The sequence below is a fragment of the Bradyrhizobium centrolobii genome (assembly GCF_001641635.1).
Lineage (GTDB): Bacteria > Pseudomonadota > Alphaproteobacteria > Rhizobiales > Xanthobacteraceae > Bradyrhizobium > Bradyrhizobium centrolobii.
Map to the genome: position 1 here is coordinate 37629 of NZ_LUUB01000029.1, position 25266 is coordinate 62894.

Below are 25266 nucleotides of genomic sequence, written 5' to 3' on the forward strand. Positions count from 1 at the left end.
AGCGGGTGATCCAGTATTCCAGAGGCAGTGCGAGGATACGGAGAAGCCGCGGCGTACTGGATCCCCCGCTTTCGCGGGGGATGACACCGAGAGTGTCGCGACGGCCGTCGCGCACAGCGACAGCTACATCATCCCGGTCCCTTCCTCTTCCGCCTGCTCGATCAGCGTCTCGCTCACCACGACCTCGCGGCGGGGCACGACGAAGATCATCGTGGCGGCGCAGAGCAGGGAGATCGCGAGGATCGCCGAGGTCAGCGGCAGCGTCGTGGTGGATTGGCCGCCGAGATAGGCGCCGAATTGCGACATCAGCGCACCGATGCCCTGCTGGAGAAACCCCATCGCGCCCGATGCGGTGCCGGCGGCCTCGGGACGGATGCTGATCGCGCCGGCGGCCGAGTTCGCCATCACGAAAGCATTGCCGGCCATCACGATCATCTGCGTGCCGAACAGCCAGGCGGGCGCTTCGTTCCAGCCCGTAAAACTCCAGAGCAGGTTCAACAGGCTGCCGCAGAGTTGCAGGCCGAGTCCGAACCAGATCAGTCTTTCCAGCGAATGCCGCGGCGCAAAGCGCACGCAGAGGAGATTGCCGACCAGATAGGCAAAGCCGGTCGTCGCGAACCACGCGCCGTATTCGGCGCTGGTGCGGCCCATCTGCGTCACCACGATGTAGGGGCCACCGCCGGCGAAGGCGAAGATGATCTGGGACGCGAGCACCTGGCACAGCACATAGCCGACGAAGGCGCGGTTCCTGATCAGCATGCCGACGTCGCCGCGAAAGCCGCTGCCCGCCGCGCGGCTGCGACGCGTCTCCGGCAGCGCCATCGCGATGCCGACGGCAACCGCGATCGCGCCGATCGTGATGGCATAGAAGATCGCGCGCCAGCCGAACGCGGTCTCGATCAGGCCGCCGGTCAGCGGCGAGAGCATCTGTCCGATCATCAGGGCCGCGACGACAAGGCTGATCATGGAGGCGACGCGGTCGCGCTCGTAGATGTCGCGGATGATGGCGCGGCTCACCACCATGCCGGCAGCGCCTCCCAGCGCCTGGAAGAAGCGCGCGGCGATCAGCTGCGGCAGGTTTTGTGCGAAGATGCAGGCCACGCTGGCGGCAACCATCAGCGCCAGCCCTCCGAGCAGAACCGGGCGCCGCCCGAACTTGTCCGATAGCGGTCCCATGATGAGCTGCGAGCAGGCGATGCCGACCATGTAGAGCGACACCGTCATCTGCGCGATCGAGATGTCGCTGCCGAACGTCGTCGCCAGCACCGGCAGCGCAGGAACCAGCATGTAGAGCGAGATCGGTGCGATGCCGGTCATGACGACCAGCAACAGCAGCACCACGCGCGAAGTCGCGATGTGCGATGCCGCTCCCGGCGGCTTGCTGATCATGCCGTGCATGCGTGTCCGTCTCTCAAGTATTGGAATCGGACTGTAGCGTGGTCGCGCAAGACGGATATTGGTGTTTCGGAATGCGGCCATACCGAAACCGGGACGGTTATAGTAACAGTGCGCGGAAGGGCCGGTGTTTTACGGAGTGCGTGTGGTGAGATGCTGGTGCGCTCGTGCCGCATCTTTCGGTGTCATTCCCCGCGAAAGCGGGGAATCCAGTACGCTGCGGCTTCTCCGTATCCAACGACCGTCTCTGGAATACTGGATGCCCCGCTTTCGCGGGGCATGACGGCTGTGATGTGGAGAGAGTTGCGCTAATCGCGTAGCGCCATGCGCCTTCCAACTCGTCATTCCGGGGGGCGCGTAGCGCGAACCCGGAATCCAGAAGTTACGGCGCGAGATTCCGGGTTCGCGCGCTTTAGCGCGCGCCCCGGAATGACGGTGTCATGGTTTCAACTCCGCCGTCGCCTGATCCAGCCACGCCTTGGTCGCCTCGTCCAGCGCCGGCCGCACCTCGGCGCTGACGCGGGCGTGATACGCGTTGAGCCAGTCGAGCTCATCTTTGCTCAGCATCGCCACCTCGATCAGTCGCCGGTCGATCGGCGCCAGCGTCAGCGTCTCGAAGGCGTTCATCGGCTTTTCAGCGCCGGTGATATCAGCGGCGACCACCAGCTCGAGATTCTCGATGCGGATGCCAAAACCGTCGGTCTTGTAATAGCCGGGCTCGTTGGAGAGGATCATGCCGCGCTTCAGCGGCGTGGTGCCGAGCTTTGATATCCGCGCCGGCCCCTCGTGCACCGAGAGATAGCTGCCGACGCCGTGGCCGGTGCCGTGCTCGAAATCGACGCCGGCGGCCCAGAGATATTGCCGAGCCAGCGTGTCGAGCTGCGCGCCGGTGGTACCGTCAGGGAAGACCGCGCGTGCGATCGCGATGTGGCCGCGCAGCACGCGGGTGAAGCGGTCGCGCATCTCGTCGGTCGGCTCGCCCACGGCCAAGGTACGGGTGACGTCGGTGGTGCCGTCCTCATATTGCGCGCCGGAATCGATCAGCAAGAGGTCGCCGCGCGCGATCCGCCGGTTGCTCTTGCGGGTGACGCGGTAGTGCACGATGGCGCCGTTCGGTCCCGTGCCGGAGATGGTCGGGAACGACACGTCCTTGAGCGCACCGGTATCGCGGCGGAACGTCTCCAGCGCTTCGACGGCGTCGATCTCGGTGAGCTTGCCGCTTCCCGCCTCGCGGTCGACCCAGGCGAGGAAGCGCGCCAGCGCCACGGCATCGCGCCGGTGCGCGGTCTTGGTGCCCGCGATCTCCGTCGCATTCTTGGCCGCCTTCAACAGCGCCACCGGATCGCTGCCGCGCACCGGCTTGCCGCCGGCGTTCGCGATCAGGCGGCTGAGCGCGTCGGCCGCGGTGGCACTGTCGAGCGCGATCGATCCGCCGCTCTTGCCAAGCGCCATCAGCGTCGGCGCCAGCGCGTCGGGTTCGCGCACGTCGGCGGACTGCTCGAGATGGTCGCGCGTGAGGTTGGAGAGCTTTCGGTGGTCGATGAACACGGTCGGCCGGCCGTCCTTCGGCACCAGGGCGTAGGACAGCGGCAGCGGCGTATGCGCGACGTCGGCGCCGCGGATGTTGAAGGTCCAGGCCACTGCATGGCTGTCGGACAGCACCACCGCATCGACGCCGAGCTTCTCGATCTCGCTTCGGATCTGCTTCAGTTTCTCGGTCTCGGCAATCCCGGCAAATTGCAGGCCGTGCACCGCGACCGGCGCGACCGGCGGCGGCGGCCGGTCGTGCCAGATCGTATCGACCGGATTGCCCTCGACGGCCACCAGTTCGGCACCGGCTTTGGCGCATGCGCCGGCGAGGCGCTCGGCTGCCGAAAAAGTGTGCAGCCACGGATCAAATCCGAGGCGGTCGCCGGGCTTCAGATGCGCAGACAGCCAGCTCTCCGGCGGCGGATCGATCAGTGGCTCTACCGCCCAGGCCTTCGCGTCGACCTGCTTGGCCGCCTGAAGCGTATAGCGGCCGTCGACGAAGACCGCGGCCTCGTGGGTCAGAACCACCGCAAGTCCGGCCGACCCGGTGAAGCCGGTCAGCCAGGCGAGCCGCTCTTCTGAGGGCGCAACATACTCATTCTGCTGCTGGTCTGCGCGCGGAACGACGAAGCCGGTCAGCTTGCGGCGGGCGAGCTCTTCGCGGAGTGCGGCAAGCCGCGCCGTCAATGCGACGCCGGCCTCCGGCTCCTCGAATGTCTGGAAGTGTGCTTCGAACATGGTGGATCAGTTTAGGATCATGGGGATGAGTCCGCAATGTAGACGCATTTGCGTCCCATCTGGCATGGACCATGCTTGAAAAACTTCCGCTTGAGTCGAGTGGAGTAGTAAAGGGATGCGGCCTTTGAGCTTCGTCCGGATAACAGGGAAATTCGAGCAAGTGTTTCTACTCAACGGCGAGGGGACACACGATGCCAGCGTTCTCGTTTGAGAAGATTTCGCCGCCGGTCCGCCGCGCACCGGCCGCAACGACACCGAAGAAGCCGCGCGGCGTCATCAGCCAGATGATCGACCGTTTCGCCGAGCGCCGTGCCCGTCGTGCCCTGCAAGCCGAGCGCACGCCGGTTCGCCGGGACGACAAGCCGGCGGAATAGCGGTAGCCGCGTTGGACGCTTTCCCTCGCCCCGCTTGCGGGGAGAGGTCGGATCGCATCGGAGATGCGATCCGGGTGAGGGGGACTCTCCGCGAGTCGAACTGCTACCGTCCTCGTGGAGACTCCCCCTCACCCCAACCCTCTCCCCGCAAGCGGGGCGAGGGAGCGCACCGCCATCGCGGACGTCACCGCACTTCACCCCACCTTCCGCAGCAACAGGCTGCTCCACCCCTCGATCCGCAGGTGCCGCAGCGGCACGAGGCCGCGTGCGCGATAGGCGGCGATCACGGCGGGGGCCTGGTGCGTCAACAGGCCGGAGAGGATGACGCGGGCGCCGGGTGCAAGGTGCCGTACCATCGGGCTCGCCAATTGCCGTAACGGATTGGCAAGGATGTTGGCCAGCACCAGATCGAACGGGCCTTCGCTGGCAAAGTCCGGCGCGGCGAAGCCGGTGGCACGGATCACCCGTACATGGTGGCCAACTTCGTTCAGCCTGGCATTCTCGGCCGCGACCCGCACCGAGGGCGGATCGATGTCGGAGGCGAGCACCGCGCGATGCAGCGCCTTGGCCGCCGCGATGGCGAGCACGCCGGTTCCGGTGCCGAGGTCGAGCACGCGCTGCGGCCGCGCGCTCTTCAGAACATGGTCAAGCAGCAGTAAACAGCCGCGCGTAGTGCCGTGATGGCCGGTGCCGAAGGCGAGCGCCGCCTCGATCTCGATTGCGAGCTTGTTCTGCGCCACGCGGTCGCGATCATGGCTGCCGTGCACGACGAAGCGGCCCGCCGGCACCGGGACCAGGTCTTCGAGGCTGGCCTTGACCCAGTCCTTGGCCTCGACCGTGTCGAAGGCGAGCGTATCGGCGATCTCGTTTCCTGCTGCATTTACAACGAGTTCGCGCAGCAATGCCTGGTCCGGCGCCTCGGCGAAATGCAGCGTGACGTCCCATTGCCCGTCCGGTCGCTCGAAGGCGGCGACCGCCGCATCGCCCTCGAAAAAGACCTCGGTAAGCACGTCGACGACACGCTTGGCCGCGGCCTCATTGCCGATCGAAAAGCTGGCGCGATGGGTGGGGGAAGGCTGCATGACGAGGTTCCACTAGGCTCAATTTTTGGAACTTTTGTTTCCAATTTACTGCTTAACTTGTGGTTCCCGGATTAACCCGACTGTAGGTCGTGCTCCGTAGATTTTCGGATGTTGGAGCCAACCAGCACACCTTGAGATAGAGATGGAGGCAAGTCTTGAAGCGTCTGGTTCAGAAGTTTTGGTCCGATGAGTCCGGGGCGACCGCGATCGAATACGGCCTGATCGCAGCTGGTATCGCGCTGGCGATCATCACCGTGGTGAACAGCCTGGGCACCACCATGAATGAGAAGTTCACTTCGATTAGCAGCTCCTTGAAGTAATTTCCGCCTCCCATTTCCCAACGGGGGCTGTTTTCTTCATAGACTGTCTGTTGACCAACGCCCGCAAGGAGGATTGCCCCCTTCGCGGGCGAGGTCGTTTTTGGATGTGCGCGGCCTTCACCGGCGCATCCACAAGCTGTCCGCTCGTTCCCCGGATGCCGTCCACAGGCTTATGCCGGCGGTTTCCACCGTTTTTCCCCATACCCTCCCACCGCCAGTGCACAGGTACTGCCTCGTCGGCAGCGTCTCAGTTTTCGCCAATCGAGCGAATGACCTGAGCCGGATTTCCTCCGACAAGCGTATTCGGGGGAACGTCCTTGGTGACGACCGAACCTGCAGCTACAACCGAATTTTCGCCTACCGTCACGCCGCCGATGATCGTTGCACCGGCTGCGATCCAGACGTTTCTCTCGATCACGATCGGCTTTCCGATCGTAGCGGCGCGGCGCTGCGAAGGTCCGAGGGGATGGCCCGTCGTGATGATGCTCACGTTCGGTCCGATCATCACATCATCCGCGATGTCGAGGCCGCCAAGGTCATAGAACGTGCAGTTCTGATTGACGAAGACATTGCGCCCGACGCGGATTTCGGTCCCGCCGGCGGTATAGAATGGCGGGATCAGCAAAAAGCTCTCGTCTACCTGTTTACCGATGAGTTCGCTGAACAAGGCCCGGACTTCGTCTGCATCGTTGAACGTCAAACGGTTGAGATTGGCGGTGATCGCCATCGCCCGTCTGACGTTTGCCAACATGGCCGCTGATTCCGGCGTCCTCCGATGAATGATCCTGGTGCCGTCCTCATTCGACATTCGCTGGTTTCCTCGGCCTACAGTTGGGCGGGCAGTACCGAGCTTCACAAAGCGGAAGGCTCCGAGCCCACGGGGACATTACCGTCTCGCCCCAGGCTTCTCGACAGCTTGTCCACAGCCCATCCACAGGCCTATCCACGGCTTCCGAACAGCGCACGATGATCCCTCAGGATCACCTGCGCGGCGTTGTGGCCGGGGGCGCCGGTGACGCCGCCGCCGGGGTGGGCGCCGGAGCCGCAGTGGTAGAGACCCCTGATCGGACCGCGGTAATCGGCATGGCCGAGCATCGGCCGCGCCGAGAACAGTTGGTTCAGCGTCAGGGCGCCGTGAAAGATGTCGCCGCCGAGCAGACCGAACTGCCGTTCGAGATCGAGTGGCGAGAGGATCTGCCGGCCGAGCACGCTTGTCGCAAAGCCTGGCGCGTAACTGTCCACCGTCGCGATCATGAGATCGGCGACCTCATCGCGATGATCGTCCCAGGATTTTCCCTCGGGCAGCTCCGGCGCGACATGCTGGCAGAACAGGCTCGCGACATGCTTGCCTGCGGGGGCGAGCGTGTCGTCGAGCGTCGAGGGGATCAGCATTTCGACAACGGGTGAGCTGCTCCAGCCCTGCGCGCGCGCATCGAGATAGGCGCGGTCCATGTAGCCGAGGCTCGGCGCGATGATGATGCCGGAAGTGAGATGATCGCCCTCGCCGGGCAGCGCGGTGAAGGAGGGCAGGCGATCCAGCGCCACGTTCATACGGAACGTGCCCGAGCCGTTCTTCCAGTGGCGGATGCGGGCGAGGAAGTCCGCGGGCAACGCCTCCGCCGCGATCAGTCGCGTATAGAGCAGTTTTGGATTGACGTTGGCCGCGACGTACTTCGCGCGGATGGTCTCGCCATTCTCCAGGACCACGCCAACCGCGCGCTCGCGCTCGACGATGATCTCGCGCACACCGGCATCGAGCTCGATCGCCACGCCCTGGTCGCGTGCGGTACGCGCCATCGCCTCCGTGATCGCGCCCATGCCGCCGATGGCATGGCCCCAGACGCCCTTCTTGCCGTTCACCTCGCCGAAGGCATGGTGCAGCATCACGTAGGCCGAGCCGGCTGCGTAGGGGCTGGCGTAGTTGCCGACGATGGCGTCGAAGCCGAACAGCGCCTTGACCAGATCATGCTCGAAACGCTCGTCCAGTATCTCGCCGGCCGAGCGGGTGAAGAGATCGAGCAGGCTGCGGCTCTGCTCCAGCGTCAGGGTGCGCAGGATGTTGGCGCTCTGGAACGCGTTCATGGCCTCGCGGATTGCAGCCGTGCCAAAACCCTCGAGCAGATTCGGTGGCGCGCGCAGCACGAATTGCCGCAGCACGTCGGCGATGTCTTCCAGCTCGCGCGAGAAGCCGTTGAGCACCTCCGCATCATGAACGCTGAGCCGCGCGACGGAGTCCTTCGTCCGCCCCTCGCCGGTGAGGAGATAGCTGCCGTCGGGTGCGGGCAGGAAATTCTGCGCCCGCCGCTCGACGATGCGCAGGCCCTGCTCGGCGAGCCTCAAGTCGCGGATCACCTGCGGATTGAGCAGGCTCACGGTGTAGGCCGCAACCGAATTGCGGAACCCCGGGTGAAACTCTTCCGTGACCGCGGCCCCGCCCACTACCTTGCGTCGTTCCACCACGTGCACGCGCAGGCCCGCCATTGCGAGATAGGCCGCGCAGGTGAGGCCGTTATGGCCAGCGCCGATGATGACGACGTCGGTTTCGGTCATGAAAGGTTCAATGTGTTCCGCTGTCATTCCGGGTTCGGCTCGTCCGGGCCGCGCTTCGCGCGGTCCCGTCGAGCCGCCCCGAGATGACGTTCTATATCAGTCATTTCCCGCTGCAACACAGCACCGTTTATTGCCCGTTCAGGCATCGTGTGCTCCATTGCGCGCGCCCGGCGCCCGCCGGGGTGAAGCCGGAGCTCCCATGGATTCGATCGTGCAACCTGCCGCCACGGAGCAGCCGTCGTCGTCACGCAACCGGCTGCTGCTGACGGTCTATACGGCCGCGATCTTCGTCAGTGCGCTGCTGCTGTTCTCGGTCCAGCCGCTGTTCACGAAGATGGTGTTGCCGCGGCTCGGCGGCTCGCCCGCGGTCTGGTCGGTGGCGATGGTGTTCTTCCAGTCGCTGCTGCTCGCGGGCTACGCCTATGCGCATCTTTTGATGCAGATCAGGAACCGCATCGTTCCGGTCGTGGTGCATCTGCTCCTGCTCGTTGCAGCGTTCGCCACATTGCCGCTCGGTATCGCCAGCGCCTATGTCGAGCCGCCGAACTCGGGCTATGCGTTCTGGCTGCTCGGCCTTTTCGTGGTGTCGATCGGGCTGCCGTTCTTCGCGCTCGCGGCCAACAATCCCTTGCTGCAAGCCTGGTTCGTTCGTACCGGCCATCCCGACGCGCACGATCCCTACTTCCTTTATGCCTCCTCCAACATCGGCAGCTTCCTCGCGCTGCTGTCCTATCCGTTCCTGCTGGAGCCGATGTTCACGCTGCACGCGCAGAATCGGCTGTGGACCGGCGGCTATGGCCTCTTGATCCTGCTGATCGGCGGCTGCGGTGTGCTGCTGTTGCGCTCGCCGAGGCTTGCCGCAGTCGTGGCGCAAACCGAGGACGCGAATGCGCCGGCACCGGATCTCTTGACACGGCTGCGCTGGATCTTCCTCGCCGCGGTGCCGTCCGGCCTTCTCATCGCCGTGACCGCGCACATCTCCACCGACGTCGCGGCCGCGCCGCTTTTGTGGGTGCTGCCGCTGTCGCTGTACCTGTTGACCTGGGTGCTGGTGTTCCAGTCGCGGCCGCTGCTGCCGCACAAATGGATGCTGATGCTGCAGCCGGTCGCGATCGCGGGCGTCATCTTCCTGCTGGCCTTCGGCGGCGAGCAGAATCTGCTGCTCACGCTCGGCGGCCATCAGCTCTGCTTCTTCATTATCGCCATGGCCTGTCATGGCGAGCTGGCGCGGACGCGGCCAGCCGCAAAATACCTTACAGGCTTCTATGTCGCGCTCTCGTTCGGCGGCATGGTCGGCGGCCTGTTCGCAGGGCTCGTTGCGCCCTATACCTTCTCGTGGATTGCCGAATATCCGATCCTGGTCGCGCTCGCCGCTCTATGCCGGCCCTCGGCCGACGAGCGGCTCGCAAGGCTCGTCAAATGGTACTGGCTGGTTCTGGCCGCGTTCGCGGTGGCGCTCATTGCACCGTCCTGGACGACGGGCGATCTCCCGACCTGGTTGGAAGATCACCGCGTCTGGGTCGCCGGCGCCGTCGGTGTGCTCGCCGCGCTCCTGACGCTCGCGCTCAATGCCGGGCGCTGGAAGATATTTGCCACCGTCGTTCTCGCGCTGGCGCTGACGCGGATCTATCCGGCAGATGAAGGCCGCGTCGTCACCGTGCGCAGCTTCTTCGGCGTGCACAAGATCGTGGTGACGCCTGGCGGCTATTTCCATGTGCTGATGCACGGCACCACGATCCATGGCGCAGAGCGCTTCCGCAACAATGACGGCACGCCGGTGACCGGCCGGCCCGAGCCGATCACCTACTACCACAAGGACGGCGGCATCGGTCAGGCCATCACCGCAATCCGCGAGCGCAAGGGCGCGCCGCTGAAGGTCGCGGCGATCGGCGTCGGATCGGGCACGCTTGCCTGCGCCGCCGCACCCGGCGAGAGCTGGAAATTCTTCGAGATCGACCAGTCCATGGTCGATGCCGCGCGTGATCCGAAGAATTTCCGCTACATCTCGAGTTGCGCGCCGGATTTGAAGCCCGTGATCGGCGATGCGCGCCTGACCTTCGCGAAGGAGCCTGACGGCGCCTACGACCTCATCATCGTCGATGCCTATTCGTCGGACGCGATTCCGATCCATCTCGCAACCGAAGAGGCGATGAAGATCTACAAGGACAAGCTCGCGCCCCACGGCGCCGTGGTGATGCACGTCTCCAACCGGCATCTCGATCTCGAGCCCGTCGTGGTCGGCATCGCCGACGCCAACGACTTGAAGAGCTGGGTCTATAACGAGGACTCCGGGCGCGATGCGGACTACATCTTCTCCACAGATGTCGTCATCTCCGCGCGCGATGAGGGCGATGTCGGCAAGCTCGCGTCGTCCAAGCAGTGGGAGGAGACCGACGCCGACGAGAAGGTGCGGGTCTGGACCGACGACTATTCCAACATCCTCGGCGCGCTCTACCGCCGTTTGCGGGACGGGGAGTAGCGCTGTTACGAGGCTAAAGAATCTCGTGCCCCGGACGCGGTGCAACGCGTAGCGGTGCGCTGCAGAGCCGGGGCCCATATCTTCTGGGTCCGGCTCTGCGTCGCGTCATTTCATGCCGCGCCGCGTCCGGGACACGAGATCATCGACGTCGAGCTCCAGCGTGTCGACGCCCATCGATAGCGCATTGGCAAAGGCCGGCAGGGTGTTTTCCGGCATCAGCGCCCGCCCGTCGCGATGCGCCTCGATATCGAATGCCATCGCCTCTCCCGCGACGAGAAGACCGAGGGGTCCCAATAGTATCGCGCGACGGAATGACATCATGAACCAGAGCAGGCAAGAAATGCCGCAACCACCGCCGCTATGCCGGATCGACCAATAATCGGCATCAACGATGCCGTTTACCCCGCAAGGGCACGGCGTCGCAGTGCGGAAGAAGAAACGCGCAGGGCGCGCGCTCAATGGCCGGGCACGGCGGCGGCAAGCTGGTCGATGGTGGGGCGCGGCTTTGACAGGCGCGGCATGTTGAAGGGGCTGTCGTCCTCGCCGAGGTCGTTGAGGAAGTCGTGCACCGTGCCTTCGATGAAGTCCTTGACCCGGTCCGAGCCGCGATCGCTGAGCTCGTTGTGCTGAAATTCGGTCTTGACCACCTGGATGCCGGCCTTGGCGCAAGTCTCGTCGTCCGGAACGACGCCAGGATCGGCCTTGAACTGCGGATCCTTCGATCGGAATGACAGGATCTTGACCCTGCCGTCGGTAACGAATGGTACACGCAGATTGTCGAGCGTGACCACCTTCTTGACCATCTCGGGATGGAGCTTGGCGAAATACATCGAGATGTCGCCGCCGTTCGAATGTCCGACCAGCGTCAGGTGCTTGTAGTCCGCGTTGGGGTAAAGCCGCTTCAGCTGCTCGATCGCGAACAGGATGTTGAAGATACCGCGGTTATATTGCATGCGCCGGCCGACATATTCCTCGCCGATCTTCGTGACCATGGGGTCGTCGGACGAGAGATCGTGCTGAATGCTCACCACCATGTAGCCGCGCGCGGCGAATGTGTTGGTAAGGAACGAATACTCGGTGTGCTTGACGGTGTTGCCGTGGCTGAGGATTACGACGGGCAGCTCGATCATCTCGGCCATCGCTTCGATCTCGCGGTCGCGGCGGATCGATACCTCCACGGTCACGTCGCGGTCGCCGCGTATGATATCGGAGAGGGCAACGGTCTTGTGGTGGATCGCCCATTTGCCGGCGACGAAATAGGTGAAGGCCATCAGCGCTGCGACGGTGACAAAAACGGTGATGCCGCGTTTCATGACCATCTCCGCATCTGACAATCGAAATTCAGGGGCGGCGCTTGAGCTGCGCGGTGACGCGCCGGCCTCGACCGCAGGCGTCCGCCCGAAAAGCCATGCTCTAATGTGCGGACGGTATTGCGGGGTTTTGACAGTCAGATGACCCGCACCCGGATCGGCCCTGCCGATCCGGCTCATGGCCGAGAAAATCGCGTGAAAGTGACGGGATTGCCCTGCGGTGGGCCTGGCCGCCGATTCAGCCGCCTTCAGGCGGCGGTGCGGATCGCGCGCTTGTCGGCGAGAAATCGGGACAGAGCGTCCACCGCGAGTCTCTCCTCGAGCTCCATCATGAGGTAGACCAGCATCGCGGAATCGAGGCCGAGGCGGTTGAACTTCGTGCCGGTGCTGCCGGAGCGGCCGACCAGCGAGGACGACGGCCTGCTCACCGCAAGCCGCATCGCAAAGCTCAAGCTCGATGCCGACTGGGCAGTGCTGTCCGCGTGCAACACCGCCGCCGGCGACAAGCCCGGCGCCGAAGGCCTGTCGGGCCTCGCGCGCGCATTCTTCTATGCCGGCGCGCGGGCGCTGCTGGTGTCGCACTGGCCGGTCGACTCTGATGCGGCTGTGCGATTGACCACGGGCGCCTTCTCGGAGCTTACCGCGCATCCCGGCATCGGCCGCGCCGAGGCGCTGCGCCGCTCGATGAAAGCTCTGGTTGCGGATCGGTCGTCGCTGCGCAATGCTGATCCGGCCGTATGGGCGCCGTTTGTGGTGGTAGGTGAGGGAGGTCAGTGAAATGCGCCAATTGATCAAAAGGAACGATACGCTGCGCCGGCTCTACTACCGGTTCAAGCTCTTGCGACCGAAGTCGCAGGCGGATGAGGGAGAGCTCATTTCTGGCTTGATCAAAGACTGTCCTCGCGCTTTCATCGAATTCGGCTTTCATCCGATAGAGTTCAACTGCATCGAGCTGGCTAGAAACCTGGACTGGCGCGGGCTGCTGATCGACGGGAGCAAGCGCCAAACCGACGATGCGAGAGCGCTTTGGCCGGATCGGATCGATATCGTCCACTCATTCCTTACGCTGGACAATCTCGACTTCATCAGAAAGCGGTTCCAGCAGGTCGGCGTGCTCTCGATCGATGTCGACGGCAACGACTATTGGTTCTTGAAGGCGCTTATTGGGCTTTCCCCGTCACTCATCGTCGTGGAGTATAACTCCACCCTCGGGCAAGACCCGATCACGGTGCCATATGATCCCGCGTTCGACCGCTTCCAGAAGCATGAACGCGGCTGGTATCACGGCGCATCACTGGCGGCCGTGACAAAGCTTTGCGCCGAACATGGATATGGGCTGGCGGCGGGATCGGACGGAAGCTGCAATGCGTTCTTTACCCGCATGGGCAAGTTGAAGCCGGCCGACGTGTGGAAGCCGAACAAGCTGCGCCAACAACTCTCCGGCATTCCGCACGATCAGCAATGGCAAAGCGTGAAGCACCTGCCTTTCGTCGCAGTCTAGATCAATGCGGACGATGTCGTTGCAGATGATCGCCGGCAGCGCGTCGCCTTCGTCGACGCCGCGTGGGAGATCGTCGAACGCGGCGAGGCCGCGTTCAGGTCGGGTCAGTTCTGGTAATAGTAGCCGCGCGGCTGATAATACTGGCGGGGCTGCTGCTGAGAGTAATAGCCCTGCTGGCCATAACCCTGGCCGTAATACTGCTGTTGCTGTTGCTGTTGCGGCTGCTGGTAGACCTGCGCGTCATAAACACGACGGGTCGAACGCGGCGCCGGATAGCGCGCACCGGTGTCGCTACCATCGGCCGGGTAGATGTAGTTGTCGTCCTGCGGCATGTAGCGGCGCGGCTGCGGCGTCAGGTCGACGGGCTCGCCGGCGGCGGAGTACTGATCGGCAGCCGGCTGTGCGGCGCGGGCAACCGCATTGGCGTTGCGACCGCGCGGATTACGCGCCAGTGCGACCTGTGCCGAGCCGGTCAGCGTCACCGTGGTGTTGAGCACGCCCTGCTCCTGCACCAGCGCATAGAGCGTCGAGGCATTTTGTCGCGACAGTCGCACGCAGCCATGGGACGCGGGCGTGCCGAGCCGGCTGACCCAGTCGGTGCCGTGGATCGCGTGCCCGATCTTGGTGAAGAAGATCGAGTGTGGCATCGGCGCGTCGTCGAATTCCTTGGAGTAGTGGTCCTCTTCCATACGGAAGGCACGGAATGCGCCGCTCGGCGTCTCGCGCGAGGGGATGCCGGTCGACACCGGCCAGTGGTAGCGCTCGACGCCGTCGACGGCGACGGTCATCTGCTGATTGTCCTTGTCGATGGTGATCGCGACCTTGGCCTGCGCGGCGCCCGCGCTCAAAAGCATCAGGGATGTGAAAGCAATGACAAAAGAACGCATCTGACGTCTGGCCTCCGGCCTGTTCACGCAAGCACCGCGGCTCTCCGTCCCCGGCGTGCACTATGCCTGCAATCCGGCTTTGGTTCCAGCAGCCTGCCTTTGCATCGTTAACGTCGCGCGGGGCGTAAGCAAGGCCACATTGCGCCACACGACGCCGGCGGCGCTGACATTTTCGCGAGCAGGTAGCGCGTCCATCTCGACGACAATTCGTCACAAAGGCGCAACCATTTGGCCGCTTCTGGCGTTGAGCATGGCCTGCCCTGACCGGCTCTCGCCGCCGGTGTATCCTTGGAAATGAAGATGAACAAAGCTCGCATCACCGCCGCAGCCCTGCCGGCCGCTTTACCTTTCCGCCTGCTCGCCGGCGCGGCCATCCTTCTCTCCTTATTGCTGCTCCCGCAGCCCGGCCACGCCCAGGGCATCGTGCGCGGGGCCCAGGAAGGCTCCTATGAAGGCAACCGGATCGCCGGCCCCGTGGGCGGCGCGGTCGGAGGCGTCGTTGGTGCCGGTGTCGGCGGGGCCGTGGGCGCCGTCGAAGGCGTGTTCGGCATTCCCCACCATCACTACCGTCATCGCTGCCACGGCTATTATGACGGCTATCACCGCTTTCACTGCTATCGGTGAGCTGACTTAAGCACCGTCATTCCGGGGCGCGCGCAAAGCGCGCGAACCCGGAATCCATCGCGCAGCAGAGTTGGTGGATGAATGGATTCCGGGTTCGCGACTTCGTCGCGTCCCGGAATGACTGCGAGGATCAATTCTTCAGCCGATAACCCGTGCGGAAGATCCACCAGATGATGCCAAGGCAGATCGCCAGGAACGCCAGCGTCATGCCCATGCTGACCGACACGCTGACGTCGGCGATCTCGTAGAAGCTCCAGCGGAAGCCGGAGATCAGATAGACGACCGGGTTGAGCAGCGCCACGCTGTGCCAGGCCGGCGGCAGCATGTCGATGGAATAGAAGCTGCCGCCGAGGAAGGTCAGCGGCGTCACCACCAGCATCGGGATCATCTGCAGCTTCTCGAAGCCGTCGGCCCAGATGCCGATGATGAAGCCGAACAGGCTGAAGGTGACCGCCGTCAGCACCAGGAAGGTCAGCATCCAGATCGGGTGCAGGATGTGCAGCGGCACGAACAAGCCCGCCGTCGCCAGGATGATCAGGCCGAGAATGATCGACTTGGTGGCGGCTGCGCCGACATAGCCGAGCACGATCTCGAAATAGGAGATCGGCGCCGAAAGGATCTCGTAGATCGTGCCGACGAATTTCGGGAAGTAGATGCCGAACGAGGCGTTGGCGATGCTCTGCGTCAGCACCGACAGCATCACCAGGCCCGGCACGATGAACGTGCCATAGCTCACACCCTCGACATGGTCGATGCGTGAGCCGATCGCAGCGCCGAACACCACGAAATAGAGCGAGGTCGAGACGACAGGCGAGACGATGCTTTGCAGCAGCGTGCGCCAGGTGCGCGCCATTTCGAACAGGTAGATGGCGCGGATGGCGCGGTAGTTCATGACGTCCTCACGAGGTCGACGAAGATGTCCTCGAGCGACGATTGCGTCGTGTCGAGATCGTTGAAGCGAATGCCGGCGGTGCGCAGGTCGCTGAGCAGGCTGGTGATCCCGGTGCGATCGCCGTTGGTGTCGTAGTCGTAGACCAGCGTCGCGCCGCTGTCGCAGATGTCGAGCTCGTAGTGGGAAAGGCTCTCCGGCAGCGTAGTGAGCTTGCTTTGCAGGTGCAGAGTCAGCCGCTTCTTGCCGAGCTTCTGCATCAAGGTCGCCTTGTCCTCGACCAGCACGATCTCGCCCTTGTTGATGACGCCGATGCGGTCGGCCATCTCCTCGGCTTCCTCGATGTAGTGCGTGGTGAGGATGATGGTGACGCCGGACTGCTGAAGTGTGCGCACGACCTCCCACATGCCCTTGCGCAGCTCGACGTCGACGCCGGCGGTCGGCTCGTCCAGGAACAGGATCTGCGGCTCGTGCGACAGCGCCTTCGCGATCATCACGCGGCGCTTCATGCCGCCGGAGAGCGTGAGGATCTTGTTGTCCTTCTTCTCCCACAGCGAGAGGTCCTTCAGCACCTTCTCGATATAGGCCGGGTTCTTCGGCTTGCCGAACAGGCCGCGGGAAAAGCTCACAGTCGCCCACACGCTCTCGAAGGCGTCGGTGTGGAGTTCTTGTGGCACGAGGCCGATCAGCGAGCGCGCCTTGCGGTAGGAGGTCTGGATGTCCTCTCCGCCGACCGTGACCTTGCCTTCGCTCGGATTGGCGATGCCGCAGATGATGGAGATCAGCGTGGTCTTGCCCGCGCCGTTGGGACCGAGCAGGGCAAAAATCTCGCCGCGCTGGATGTCGAGATTGACGTTTTTCAGCGCCTTGAAGCCGGACCCATAGGTTTTCGACAGGTTCGCGACGGAGATAATCGAGGACATGATGGCCGGATGGCTGGGGAAGGGAGGCTGCAACCCGCCCGGGAGGCAGGTCAGCGGAGCCTGAAATAGGAATGCGCTTGCCCGGCCGCAATTGCCCGGAGAAAAATGGTCTCAAAACAGCCCCTTCGGTGGCAGGTTCCGGGCAAGTGTTGCGGAACAGTCACGGGCCGCGGCTAAGATTGTCCGCTCACGCGGCTCTTTGTTGCCTCTGCGAGCAGGGCGTGGCTACGATTCCGGCCTATCGCGAAGCGTATTTGTCCCCAAGGAAAAGATCGATGAGACCGAACGGCCGTCACGCAGCCGGCGCCAGCCAGTTGTCCGCCATCCGTATGTGGGCGATGTGCCTGCTCCTGCTGTCAGCTGTTGCCATGAACCCGACAGCCGCCAAGGCCGCGCCGTCCCAGGCCGCCGCGACCACGCATGTCTACCTGCTCCGCGGCGTGCTCAACATCTTCTCGCTCGGGCTCGACACGATCGGCGCCCGGCTCGAGGCGCAAGGCATCCCGGTGACCGTCGCCAATTTCGTGTCCTGGTCCTCGCTCGCCGACGAGGCGGCGACCGCCTACAGGACTGGGCGGGTGAAGACCATCATCCTGGTCGGGCATTCCTCGGGCGCGACTGCGCTGCCCGACATGATCGCCAAGCTCAATCAGCTCGGCGTCCCCGTGAAGCTCGCGATCGGCCTCGATTCCGTATTCAAGACCAGGCTGTCGACCGGCGCCGAGCGCTACATCAACATCTATATCGGCGACGGTCCCGGCGAGCCGGTGCGGGCTGCGGCCGGCCTCCGCGGCAAGCTCGACAATGTCGACGTCCGCGGCACCGGCGTCGGCCACATCACCATCGACAAGAGCGAGGCGATCCAACGCCGCGTGATCGCCGAGATCGACGCCGCCATCATGCGCTCGCGCGGTCCGGCTGCACCGGTCGCTGAACCCGGCGCGCCGAGGCGGGCGCGGTCGGCGGCGGCCACGGCGCCGTCGCGGAACTGAAGCCGTTAATCGAGACCTGGTCTCACTGGACCCGGCCTCACAGACCTGAGCTTGATGCCGCCGCGACGCGCAAGTCGACGGCGGCATTATTCTGTGCGTCAGCCGACTCCTGCGTGGACTGACGGATCAGTCCTTGCCACGCGTGTCATCCTCGGCACCCGGCGCTTCGGGCTTCAGATAGACGATCAGGCAGCAACAGCACATCGCAAGCCCGAGGATCGGAAATCTCAAGGCTACGGCCGCGGCGACCGCGAAGATGCAGAGCGTGATGACGGAGCGGATGCGCATGATCCTGCGCTCCTTCAGCGCGACTTCGCCTGCAGGCGTTCGTCCGACGAGGTCCCAGATCAGGGCGACGTATGTCGCGTTCACCAGGAAGAACACCGCGGCGTAGAACGCGACCGGCTGCGGCGCGAGCTCGCTCACCGCCATCCAGGCCGTGGAGAGTGGCAGCAGCGATACCGAGAACAGATGCGCGAAGTTGAACCACATCAGCCGCGGCGTCGCCTCGCTGGCATAGCGCATCAGATGGTGGTGATTGGCCCAGACGATCGCGATGAAGACGTAGCTCACGGCATAGGAGAGCCAGGTCGGCCACAGCGCCAGCAGTGCGGTGAAGGTCGGGATCTCGGGCGGACGAAGCTCCAGCACGAGGACCGTGATCAGGACGGCGAACACGCCGTCAGAGAATGCGCTCAATCGTTCCGGAGTCCGTCTCGCATGTGCCATGGTGGTCGCCCCCATATCCATCGACGCCGACCCGATGTCCTGCCGAACGCGGAGGGTACGAGTCCCGTTCCCATCACACCGATTTACTTTCTCCGCCGTCCATGCGCAGCACCGTGCCGGTCATCCAGCGCGCCGCCGGCGAGACCGCGAACGCGATGAGCTCGGCGATCTCTTGGGCTTCGCCGAAGCGGCCGTGGTCTCCTCGCACTACCGCAGCCGGCCGAGAAAATCGCGAATGCTGTCCGCGATCTCGCGCGCATGCGTTTCGAGTGCGAAATGGCCGGTGTCGAAGAACTGCACCACGGCATTGGGATTGTCGCGCTTGAACGCTTCGGCGCCGGGCGGGATGAAGAACGGGTCGTTCTTGCCCCAGACCGCGAGGAACGGCGGCTTGTGCGCGCGGAAATAATTCTGGAATGACGGATAGAGCGCGACGTTGCTCTTGTAGTCGCCAAACAGATCGAGCTGCACGTCGTCCGAGCCCGGGCGCGCCAGATAGAAATTGTCGAGATTCTGGCTGTCCGGCGACACCAGCGACGCATCGGCAACGCCGTGCGTGTATTGCCAGCGCGTGGTCTCCGGCGTGAGGAAGGCGCGCAGCGCGTCGCGGTTGGCAGGCGAGGGGTCCTGCCAATAGGCCTTGATCGGAGTCCAGCCGTCGCTCAGGCCGTCCTCATAGGCGTTGCCGTTCTGCGAGATGATGGCCGTGATCCGCTCGGGATGGCGCAGCGCTAGCCGGAAACCCGTCGGCGCGCCGTAGTCGAACACGTAGACCGCGAAGCGATCGAAGCCGATCACCTCGGTGAAGCGCTCGATCACGCGCGCGATATTGTCGAAGGTGTAGCTGAAGGTCTCACGCGGCGGCATGTCGGACTGGCCGAAGCCGGGAAGGTCGGGCGCGACGATGTGGTACTTGTCGGCGAGCAGCGGGATCAGGTCGCGGAACATGTGGCCTGCGCTCGGAAAGCCGTGCAGCAGCAGCAGCTTTGGCGCGTTCTTGGGGCCGGCTTCGCGATAGAACACCTTGAAGCCGTCGACGTCGGCCGTGCGATATCTGGTGGAAGTCATGACATTCTCCGTCATCGATGACTGTTGTGGTGGCCTAAAGAAGGTTGCGGCACCCGCGCGGCGCTGGCGGGCAGGGCGCTCTAATTGCCGCTCACCGAGCGGACTGCCTCGCGAATAACGTCGGCGACAGCCGCGGGTGCCGTGACGCTGGGCGTATGATCGACGGCCTGCGTCCGGATCGTCGCCTTCATGCGCTCCGCCATGAAGCGCTGCGTCTCCGGCACGATCATGCGGTCCTGTTCGGCGATCAGATACCAGCTCGGCACATCCTTCCAGAGCGGGCGCCCGGCCGGGACCGTGATGCAGTTCAGCGAGATCGGCCGCTGCACGGCCGCGAGCACGGCGTGATCCTCCGCCGAGGCGTTTTGCGCGAAGGCTGTCGCAAAGGCGTCCTCGGGCAGCCAGATCAGGCCATTGTCGTCAGGGGCGAGTTTTGGCGCCTTCGGATGCGGCGCGAGGCGATAGAATACGTCCGCAACCTTCTCGCCCTCGTCGGGCGCGAGGGCGGCGATATAGACCAGTGCCTTCACGCGCGCACGGCGCGCAAGCGCAATCACCGCGCCGGCATAGGCGTGTCCGGCCAGCACGACCGGGCCTTCGGTGCGATCCAGGCTGCGGCTGAGGGCGGCGACATCGTCGGCAAGAGACGTCAGCGGAAGCGGCGCCGCCTGCACCTTGATGGCCTCGGTTTCGAGCGCCGTGATGACACGCGCCCAGCTCGATCCATCCGCCCACGCGCCGTGGGCGAGAACCACGGTGACATCTGCTTTGGCCATCTCCGTCTCCGTAACCTGTTATGTGGTTTCAATCAGGTTATGCCTGCTGATCGTAACTTGTCAAGTGGCTTTTTACAGGTTATCTAGGAGGTGTTTCGTCTGGCTGGGGAGCCGCGCATGTCAAACAGACCGCCCGCCATGTTCGTTGCCGACTCGCTCGGCCTCGATTTCCTGAATTCGATCGCGACGCCGGTCGATACGCCCGTCGACTGGATCGACGACGGCGAGGGCCTGGTCGACTGGCTGGCCCAGGCCAGGCTCGTGCCGACGGATGAGCTGGACGCTCTGAAGGCGCGTGCGACGCCGGGCGAGCTGGACAAGGTCGCCGATCAGGCCCGCGCCTTGCGCGAGTGGTTCAGGACTTTCGTTCGCGAACACGCGGGCCGGCCGCTCGGCGCCGAGGCGCTACAGGAGCTCGGTCCGCTGAACGGCCTCTTGGAGCGTGACGAAGCGTTCAGCCGGATCGAGCCCCGGCAGGACGATGGCAGCCTCGCATTGCGCATGATGCGGCGCTGGCGATCGCCGGACTCCCTGCTGCTGCCAGTCGGCGAAGCGCTGGCGAAGTTCGTCTGCGAGGAGGATTTTTCGAATGTGAAGGCGTGCGAGGGCCATAGCTGCACGATGCTGTTCGTTGACCACACCCGCAGGCGCGCGCGGCGATGGTGCAGCATGGCGATCTGCGGCAACCGCGCCAAGCAGGCCGCGCATCGCAACAGGCTCAAGCACAGGCACTGACGGCTGACACCGAATGACACAAAGCCGCAACAAGTCTCCGTAAGATGCAGGTCACTGAGCCTTGATCAAGACAGGGGTAGTGCCCTTCGGGCACATCTCCGTGCCCCAAATTCCGCCAAATCGGGGGTCACTAAGCCCCGCTGGGGAGGCCCCTGCCTCCCGTGGTGGGGACTTATGATCGATCCGAGGCGAATCGTCGTGCTGGCAGCGGTCGCGCTGCTCGCCTTGAGTGGCGGCATAGCCGCGGCTTCTCCCGCGAAGCCCAAGCCCGCTGCGATTGCGACTGCCGTGCCGTCGCCTGCACCTCCGCCTCCCGCCGTGGAGTTGCCGCCGCCGCGGATCTACCTGTTCCGTGGCGCCATGGGCCCGATCTTCTCGACCGGCATGGACCGCCTCAGCGAGAAATTGACGAAGGCCGGCTTCTCGGCCGACGTCTATGAATTCACCCTCTGCCGGCTGATCGGCAACCGCGTCATCTCCAATTACAAGGAGAGCCCGGCCCCGATCGTGCTGATCGGCCACTCCATGGGCGGGCTGTGCTCGATCGTCATCTCCGAGATGGCGGCCAAGGAGAACATCCAGATCAGCCTCGTCATCACCATCGATCCCGCTCATGCGACCGGCGACGTGCCGCTCAATGTCGAGCGCTTCATCAACATCTTCATGTCCGACAGCGTGCTCGGCGGCGGCGACGTCGTGGCGGTGCCCGGTTATCGCGGCCACTATGCGAGCTTCGACCTCAAGGAGAACTCGCGTGTCACGCACATCAACATCGAGAAGTCGGACGACATCCATCGCCAGATCATCGACATGGTGACGCAGTTGCCGCGCATCCCGGCGCAGAACCAGACCGATCCCGTACCGCTGCGCTATCTCGTGCCCGGGAATACGCTGGTGGAATTGTGGGACAGTGGCGTGCGGCTGCCCGTGCGCGCCGGCGACACGATGGAGAGCATCGCCGCAGCCAATCGCGTGCCGTTGTGGTCACTCGCTCAGAGCAACTCGCTGCCGGAAAACGCGCCGCTCACCCCCGGCCAGTCCATCATCGTCCCGCGCCATCTGACGCCGCCAGAGCCGGTCGCCGCGATGGCGCCGCCGGGCCGGCGGTAGGCGCCTAGTCTCATTGTAACCACGAAGACGGTGCGCTCCCTCTCCCGCTTGCGGGGGAGGGCTGGGGTGGGGGTGTCTCCACGATCGAGGACTCCCGAGAGGTGACAGCCCCCACCCGGCGCTTCGCGCCGACCTCCCCCGCAAGCGGGAGAGGTGAACCGAGCCCGTGGCAAGATCGGTCTGACTAGAAGCTACACGTTCGAGCCGTGGATCGCGTCGATCACGGCGTCGGTCACTTGCTTCGTCGTCGCCTTGCCGCCGACATCGGGCGTCAGCACGCCGGCCGCGCAGACGCGCTCGACCGCCGCCATCAGCCTGCCGGCGGCGTCTTTCTCGCCGAGATGCTCGAGCATCTGCGCGCCGGTCCAGAACGTTGCCACGGGATTCGCGATGCCCTTGCCGGTGATGTCGAAGGCCGAGCCGTGGATCGGCTCGAACATCGAGGGAAACCGGCGCTGTGGATCGATGTTGCCGGTCGGCGCCACGCCGAGGCTGCCGGCAAGCGCGCCGGCGAGGTCGGAAAGGATGTCGGCGTGGAGATTGGTCGCCACGATCGTATCGAGGCTCTTCGGATGCAGCGTCATGCGCACGGTCATGGCGTCGACCAGCACCTTGTCCCAGGTGACATCAGGGAATTCGGTCGCGACCTCGGCGGCGATCTCGTCCCACATCACCATGCCATGGCGCTGCGCGTTCGACTTGGTTACCACTGTCAGCAGCTTGCGTGGACGCGATTGCGCGAGCTGGAACGCATAGCGCATGATCCGCGTCACGCCTACGCGGGTGAACACCGCGACCTCGGTGCCGACCTCCTCGGGCAGGCCCTTGTGGGCGCGGCCGCCCATGCCGGCATATTCGCCTTCCGAATTCTCGCGCACGATCACCCAGTCGAGATCGCCGACGCCGACATTGCGCAGCGGCGAGGCGACGCCCGGCAGGATCTTCGTCGGTCGCACATTGGCGTACTGGTCAAAGCCCTGGCAGATCGGCAGGCGCAGGCCCCACAGCGTGATGTGATCGGGCACGTCGGGCGCGCCGACTGCACCGAAATAGATCGCGTCGAACTTCTTGAGCTCGGTGAGGCCGTCAGCCGGCATCATCACGCCGTGCTTCTTGTAATAGTCCGAGCCCCAGTCGAAGGTCTTGACGTTGAAGGCGAGGTCGCCGCTGCGTTTTGCCAGCGCCTCCAGCACGCGGACGCCGGCGGAGATGACCTCGGGGCCGATCCCGTCGGCGGGGATTGCTGCAATCGAATGGGTGCGCATGGAAGTGCTCCATTTTGAGGATATCAATGGGTTTGCGTGACGGGTTCGACGCGAGCGGCCTGCGCCCGCGACAATAGCAGGGTGAGGATGGCGGAGAGAACGAGCAGGCCGCCGACGAAGTAAAGTCCGCCGACGAAACTGCCGGTCTGGTCCTTGATCCAGCCGATCATGGCCGGCCCGACGAAGCCGCCGAGATTGCCGATCGAGTTGATGGTGGCGATGCCGGCCGCGGCGGCGGAGCCGGAGAGGAACATCGTCGGCATGCTCCAGAGCGGCGGTTTTGCCGAGGAGATGCCGATATTGACCAGCGTCAGCGCGACCAGCACGGCGACCACGCCGGTCGCGAGGCCGGCGAAGGCGAGTCCCGCGGCGGCGAGCAGGCAGGCCAGCACGACGTGCCAGGTGCGTTCGCCGGTCCGGTCCGAATGCCGCGCCCACAGGATCATCGCGACGACGGCGGCGGTCGCCGGCACCGCGTTGAGGAAGCCGACTGCGAGCGAGGACAGGCCGAACTGCTTGATGATCTGCGGCGCCCAGACGCCGAGCGTGTAGAGGCCGGCCGAGGTGCCGAAATAGATCAGCGACAGCGCCAGCACGCGCGGATCGGCAAGCCCGCGCCAGATGCTGTGGCTCGCGGTCGCGGCCTTGCTCGTGGTCTCCGCATTCATGGCCTCGACCAGCCATCGGCGCTCGTCGTCCGCGAGCCACTTCGCCTTCTCCGGGCGATCGGTCAGAAAGACCAGCACGACGAAGCCGAGCAGCACGGCCGGCAGCGCCTCCAGCACGAACAGCCATTGCCAGCCCTTCAAGCCGAGCACGCCGTCCATCTCGAGCAGCGCGCCGGAGATCGGCGATCCCAGCACGGTCGAGAGCGGCGCGGCGGCCATGAACAGCGCGGTCACCGCGGCGCGCTGGCGCGCCGGGAACCAGTAGGAGAGATAGAGGATGATGCCGGGGAAGAAGCCGGCTTCGGCAACGCCGAGCAGGAAGCGCAGCACGTAGAAGCTGGTCGGGCCCTGCACGAAGGCCATCGCGGCAGAAACCAGTCCCCAGGTGATCATCACCCGCGCGATCCAGATCCGCGCGCCGACCTTGTGCAGGATGATGTTGGAGGGCACCTCGAACAGGAAATAGCCCCAGAAGAAGATGCCGGCACCGAAGCCGTAGACCGCGGGCGACAGGCCGAGGTCCTTGTTCATTGTCAGCGAGGCGAAGCCGATGTTGACGCGGTCGATGAAGGCCACGAAGTAGAGCAGCATGATGAAGGGAACGATGCGCAACGTGATCTTGCGCAGCACGCGCGTCTGAAGCTCGCTCGCCACCCTGGCCTCCTTGAGATGTGGATTTATCGTTATGTCGGCGGATTCAAGGTCCACGCCGGCAACCAGCCTAGGCGCGGGTATGAGGCGGACTCAATTGGCGCTGGTTTATACAAAAAAATGATATAATCCCGACAAGGCACGGAGAGAGGACCAGCGAATGGAATTGCATCAGCTTCGATGCTTCGTGGCGGCGGCCGAGCAGCTGCATTTCGGCCGGGCGGCGCAGCATCTCCAGATGCTGCCCTCCGCGCTCGGGCGCCAGATCAGGCTGCTCGAGGAGGATCTGGGAACGCGGCTGTTCGCGCGGACGACGCGTGCCGTCTCGCTCACCGAGGACGGCACAACGCTGTTGCGCGACGCCCGTGCCATCCTCGCCCGCGTCGAGGCGGTCGAGAGCAATTTGCGCAACCGCACGCGTACGCAGGCTGCGCGGCGGCTGCGGGTCGGCGCCATCGACAGCGCCGCGGCGGGGCTGCTGCCGCCGCTGTTGCGCGACTTCCGCGCCAAACATGCGGAGGTCGCGGTGCAGCTTCTGGAGGACAAGACCGTCCGGCTGCTGCCGAAAATCCTGACCGGCGCGCTTGATCTCGCCTTCGTCCGTCCGCCCGACCGGCCGGACAAGCGGCTCGAATTCCGCCATCTGCTCCAGGAGACCGCGATCGTGGCC

General features: G+C 64.6%; 23 protein-coding genes and 3 pseudogenes. 10 read left to right on the forward strand and 16 right to left on the reverse strand.

The window, feature by feature from the left end; genetic code table 11:
- Positions 1-123 precede the first annotated feature (123 nt).
- Both AYJ54_RS05585 and AYJ54_RS05590 read right to left on the reverse strand, forming a co-directional pair.
- Positions 124-1398, reverse strand: a complete 1275-nt coding sequence (locus tag AYJ54_RS05585) for a multidrug effflux MFS transporter (protein WP_063697211.1) — start codon at positions 1396-1398, stop codon at positions 124-126.
- Between the two features lie 435 nt (positions 1399-1833).
- Entirely contained in the window at positions 1834-3663 is a 1830-nt protein-coding gene (locus tag AYJ54_RS05590) for an aminopeptidase P family protein (RefSeq protein ID WP_063697213.1), read from the reverse strand.
- 191 nt (positions 3664-3854) lie between these two features.
- Here AYJ54_RS05590 and AYJ54_RS05595 point away from each other — a divergent pair, with 191 nt between their 5' ends.
- Positions 3855-4037, forward strand: coding sequence for a hypothetical protein (locus AYJ54_RS05595; RefSeq protein WP_063697215.1), 183 nt, complete (start codon positions 3855-3857; stop codon positions 4035-4037).
- A 194-nt stretch (positions 4038-4231) separates the two neighbouring features.
- Here the strand turns inward: AYJ54_RS05595 and AYJ54_RS05600 are convergent, their stop codons facing one another.
- Entirely contained in the window at positions 4232-5119 is an 888-nt protein-coding gene (locus AYJ54_RS05600) for a 50S ribosomal protein L11 methyltransferase (RefSeq protein ID WP_063697217.1), read from the reverse strand.
- A gap of 155 nt (positions 5120-5274) precedes the next feature.
- On the opposite strand from AYJ54_RS05600, the gene AYJ54_RS05605 reads away from it, so the two are divergent.
- Positions 5275-5439, forward strand: a complete 165-nt coding sequence (locus AYJ54_RS05605; RefSeq protein WP_063697219.1) for a Flp family type IVb pilin — start codon at positions 5275-5277, stop codon at positions 5437-5439.
- Positions 5440-5686: 247 nt separating this feature from the next.
- On the opposite strand, the gene AYJ54_RS05610 is transcribed toward AYJ54_RS05605, so the two are convergent.
- Positions 5687-6247 carry a sugar O-acetyltransferase gene (locus tag AYJ54_RS05610; RefSeq protein ID WP_063697221.1) on the reverse strand — a complete coding sequence of 187 codons (561 nt, stop codon included), beginning with the start codon at positions 6245-6247 and terminating at the stop codon, positions 5687-5689.
- 131 nt (positions 6248-6378) lie between these two features.
- On the reverse strand, positions 6379-7989 hold the full coding sequence (locus AYJ54_RS05615) for a phytoene desaturase family protein (protein WP_063697222.1): 1611 nt from the start codon (positions 7987-7989) through the stop codon (positions 6379-6381).
- Positions 7990-8188: 199 nt separating this feature from the next.
- Here AYJ54_RS05615 and AYJ54_RS05620 point away from each other — a divergent pair, with 199 nt between their 5' ends.
- Complete coding sequence (locus AYJ54_RS05620) at positions 8189-10468, forward strand: spermidine synthase (protein WP_063697298.1); 2280 nt, start codon at positions 8189-8191, stop codon at positions 10466-10468.
- Positions 10469-10612: 144 nt separating this feature from the next.
- Here the strand turns inward: AYJ54_RS05620 and AYJ54_RS46735 are convergent.
- Both AYJ54_RS46735 and AYJ54_RS05625 read right to left on the reverse strand, forming a co-directional pair.
- Positions 10613-10786: pseudogene (locus AYJ54_RS46735) on the reverse strand (glycerophosphodiester phosphodiesterase family protein); the annotation flags it as partial.
- Positions 10787-10923: 137 nt separating this feature from the next.
- On the reverse strand, positions 10924-11781 hold the full coding sequence (locus AYJ54_RS05625; RefSeq protein WP_063697299.1) for an alpha/beta hydrolase: 858 nt from the start codon (positions 11779-11781) through the stop codon (positions 10924-10926).
- A gap of 384 nt (positions 11782-12165) precedes the next feature.
- On the opposite strand from AYJ54_RS05625, the pseudogene AYJ54_RS46740 reads away from it, so the two are divergent.
- Positions 12166-12555, forward strand: a pseudogene (locus tag AYJ54_RS46740) (CHAT domain-containing protein); the annotation flags it as partial.
- Position 12556: 1 nt separating this feature from the next.
- The gene (locus AYJ54_RS05640; protein WP_063697228.1) at positions 12557-13279 is read left to right on the forward strand and encodes a hypothetical protein; all 723 of its coding nucleotides are present in this window, start codon (positions 12557-12559) and stop codon (positions 13277-13279) included.
- Between the two features lie 104 nt (positions 13280-13383).
- On the opposite strand, the gene AYJ54_RS05645 is transcribed toward AYJ54_RS05640, so the two are convergent.
- The gene (locus AYJ54_RS05645) at positions 13384-14166 is read right to left on the reverse strand and encodes a L,D-transpeptidase (protein ID WP_063697230.1); all 783 of its coding nucleotides are present in this window, start codon (positions 14164-14166) and stop codon (positions 13384-13386) included.
- 300 nt (positions 14167-14466) lie between these two features.
- Between AYJ54_RS05645 and AYJ54_RS05650 the strand changes: the two genes are divergently transcribed.
- A complete protein-coding gene (locus tag AYJ54_RS05650) occupies positions 14467-14790 on the forward strand; it encodes a hypothetical protein (protein ID WP_063697301.1) in 324 nt (107 codons plus the stop codon).
- Between the two features lie 130 nt (positions 14791-14920).
- On the opposite strand, the gene AYJ54_RS05655 is transcribed toward AYJ54_RS05650, so the two are convergent.
- Together AYJ54_RS05655 and AYJ54_RS05660 are read right to left on the reverse strand one after the other, a co-directional pair.
- Positions 14921-15682 (reverse strand): ABC transporter permease, encoded by a 762-nt coding sequence (locus AYJ54_RS05655; protein ID WP_063697232.1) that lies wholly within the window; start codon positions 15680-15682, stop codon positions 14921-14923.
- The gene (locus AYJ54_RS05660; RefSeq protein ID WP_063697234.1) at positions 15679-16602 is read right to left on the reverse strand and encodes an ABC transporter ATP-binding protein; all 924 of its coding nucleotides are present in this window, start codon (positions 16600-16602) and stop codon (positions 15679-15681) included. The genes AYJ54_RS05655 and AYJ54_RS05660 overlap by 4 nt, the downstream gene beginning before the upstream one ends.
- Positions 16603-16877: 275 nt before the next feature.
- Between AYJ54_RS05660 and AYJ54_RS05665 the strand changes: the two genes are divergently transcribed.
- On the forward strand, positions 16878-17594 hold the full coding sequence (locus AYJ54_RS05665; RefSeq protein ID WP_063697236.1) for a hypothetical protein: 717 nt from the start codon (positions 16878-16880) through the stop codon (positions 17592-17594).
- A 126-nt stretch (positions 17595-17720) separates the two neighbouring features.
- On the opposite strand, the gene AYJ54_RS05670 is transcribed toward AYJ54_RS05665, so the two are convergent.
- From AYJ54_RS05670 to AYJ54_RS05680, 4 genes and pseudogenes are all read right to left on the reverse strand, one after another.
- Positions 17721-18293 carry a TMEM175 family protein gene (locus AYJ54_RS05670; protein WP_245328900.1) on the reverse strand — a complete coding sequence of 191 codons (573 nt, stop codon included), beginning with the start codon at positions 18291-18293 and terminating at the stop codon, positions 17721-17723.
- A gap of 103 nt (positions 18294-18396) precedes the next feature.
- A pseudogene (locus tag AYJ54_RS48940) lies at positions 18397-18513 on the reverse strand (SDR family oxidoreductase); the annotation flags it as partial.
- 17 nt (positions 18514-18530) lie between these two features.
- The gene (locus tag AYJ54_RS05675; RefSeq protein ID WP_063697302.1) at positions 18531-19391 is read right to left on the reverse strand and encodes an alpha/beta fold hydrolase; all 861 of its coding nucleotides are present in this window, start codon (positions 19389-19391) and stop codon (positions 18531-18533) included.
- Positions 19392-19471: 80 nt separating this feature from the next.
- Complete coding sequence (locus AYJ54_RS05680) at positions 19472-20167, reverse strand: alpha/beta fold hydrolase (protein WP_063697239.1); 696 nt, start codon at positions 20165-20167, stop codon at positions 19472-19474.
- Positions 20168-20284: 117 nt separating this feature from the next.
- Here AYJ54_RS05680 and AYJ54_RS05685 point away from each other — a divergent pair, with 117 nt between their 5' ends.
- Positions 20285-20902, forward strand: coding sequence for a CGNR zinc finger domain-containing protein (locus tag AYJ54_RS05685; protein WP_063697241.1), 618 nt, complete (start codon positions 20285-20287; stop codon positions 20900-20902).
- A gap of 174 nt (positions 20903-21076) precedes the next feature.
- Complete coding sequence (locus tag AYJ54_RS05690; RefSeq protein WP_063697243.1) at positions 21077-22012, forward strand: LysM peptidoglycan-binding domain-containing protein; 936 nt, start codon at positions 21077-21079, stop codon at positions 22010-22012.
- A 191-nt stretch (positions 22013-22203) separates the two neighbouring features.
- Here AYJ54_RS05690 and AYJ54_RS05695 read toward each other — a convergent pair whose 3' ends face one another.
- Both AYJ54_RS05695 and AYJ54_RS05700 read right to left on the reverse strand, forming a co-directional pair.
- Positions 22204-23277, reverse strand: a complete 1074-nt coding sequence (locus AYJ54_RS05695) for a tartrate dehydrogenase (protein WP_063697245.1) — start codon at positions 23275-23277, stop codon at positions 22204-22206.
- A 23-nt stretch (positions 23278-23300) separates the two neighbouring features.
- Positions 23301-24599 carry a D-galactonate transporter gene (locus tag AYJ54_RS05700; protein WP_082905495.1) on the reverse strand — a complete coding sequence of 433 codons (1299 nt, stop codon included), beginning with the start codon at positions 24597-24599 and terminating at the stop codon, positions 23301-23303.
- Positions 24600-24756: 157 nt separating this feature from the next.
- Between AYJ54_RS05700 and AYJ54_RS51995 the strand changes: the two genes are divergently transcribed.
- The coding region (locus tag AYJ54_RS51995) for a LysR family transcriptional regulator (protein ID WP_245328902.1) at positions 24757-25266 on the forward strand (510 nt) is incomplete at its 3' end.

Coding starts and splice junctions, on each gene's coding strand:
- AYJ54_RS05600 (WP_063697217.1), bottom strand. CDS start 5,119: ATGCAGCCTTCCCCCACCCATCGCGCCAGCTTTTCGATCGGCAATGAG.
- AYJ54_RS05610 (WP_063697221.1), bottom strand. CDS start 6,247: ATGTCGAATGAGGACGGCACCAGGATCATTCATCGGAGGACGCCGGAA.
- AYJ54_RS05590 (WP_063697213.1), bottom strand. CDS start 3,663: ATGTTCGAAGCACACTTCCAGACATTCGAGGAGCCGGAGGCCGGCGTC.
- AYJ54_RS05625 (WP_063697299.1), bottom strand. CDS start 11,781: ATGAAACGCGGCATCACCGTTTTTGTCACCGTCGCAGCGCTGATGGCC.
- AYJ54_RS05660 (WP_063697234.1), bottom strand. CDS start 16,602: ATGTCCTCGATTATCTCCGTCGCGAACCTGTCGAAAACCTATGGGTCC.
- AYJ54_RS05655 (WP_063697232.1), bottom strand. CDS start 15,682: ATGAACTACCGCGCCATCCGCGCCATCTACCTGTTCGAAATGGCGCGC.
- AYJ54_RS05595 (WP_063697215.1), top strand. CDS start 3,855: ATGCCAGCGTTCTCGTTTGAGAAGATTTCGCCGCCGGTCCGCCGCGCA.
- AYJ54_RS05650 (WP_063697301.1), top strand. CDS start 14,467: ATGAACAAAGCTCGCATCACCGCCGCAGCCCTGCCGGCCGCTTTACCT.
- AYJ54_RS05695 (WP_063697245.1), bottom strand. CDS start 23,277: ATGCGCACCCATTCGATTGCAGCAATCCCCGCCGACGGGATCGGCCCC.
- AYJ54_RS05680 (WP_063697239.1), bottom strand. CDS start 20,167: ATGGCCAAAGCAGATGTCACCGTGGTTCTCGCCCACGGCGCGTGGGCG.
- AYJ54_RS05620 (WP_063697298.1), top strand. CDS start 8,189: ATGGATTCGATCGTGCAACCTGCCGCCACGGAGCAGCCGTCGTCGTCA.
- AYJ54_RS05675 (WP_063697302.1), bottom strand. CDS start 19,391: ATGACTTCCACCAGATATCGCACGGCCGACGTCGACGGCTTCAAGGTG.
- AYJ54_RS05645 (WP_063697230.1), bottom strand. CDS start 14,166: ATGCGTTCTTTTGTCATTGCTTTCACATCCCTGATGCTTTTGAGCGCG.
- AYJ54_RS05585 (WP_063697211.1), bottom strand. CDS start 1,398: ATGCACGGCATGATCAGCAAGCCGCCGGGAGCGGCATCGCACATCGCG.
- AYJ54_RS05640 (WP_063697228.1), top strand. CDS start 12,557: ATGCGCCAATTGATCAAAAGGAACGATACGCTGCGCCGGCTCTACTAC.
- AYJ54_RS05685 (WP_063697241.1), top strand. CDS start 20,285: ATGTCAAACAGACCGCCCGCCATGTTCGTTGCCGACTCGCTCGGCCTC.
- AYJ54_RS05690 (WP_063697243.1), top strand. CDS start 21,077: ATGATCGATCCGAGGCGAATCGTCGTGCTGGCAGCGGTCGCGCTGCTC.
- AYJ54_RS05665 (WP_063697236.1), top strand. CDS start 16,878: ATGAGACCGAACGGCCGTCACGCAGCCGGCGCCAGCCAGTTGTCCGCC.
- AYJ54_RS05615 (WP_063697222.1), bottom strand. CDS start 7,989: ATGACCGAAACCGACGTCGTCATCATCGGCGCTGGCCATAACGGCCTC.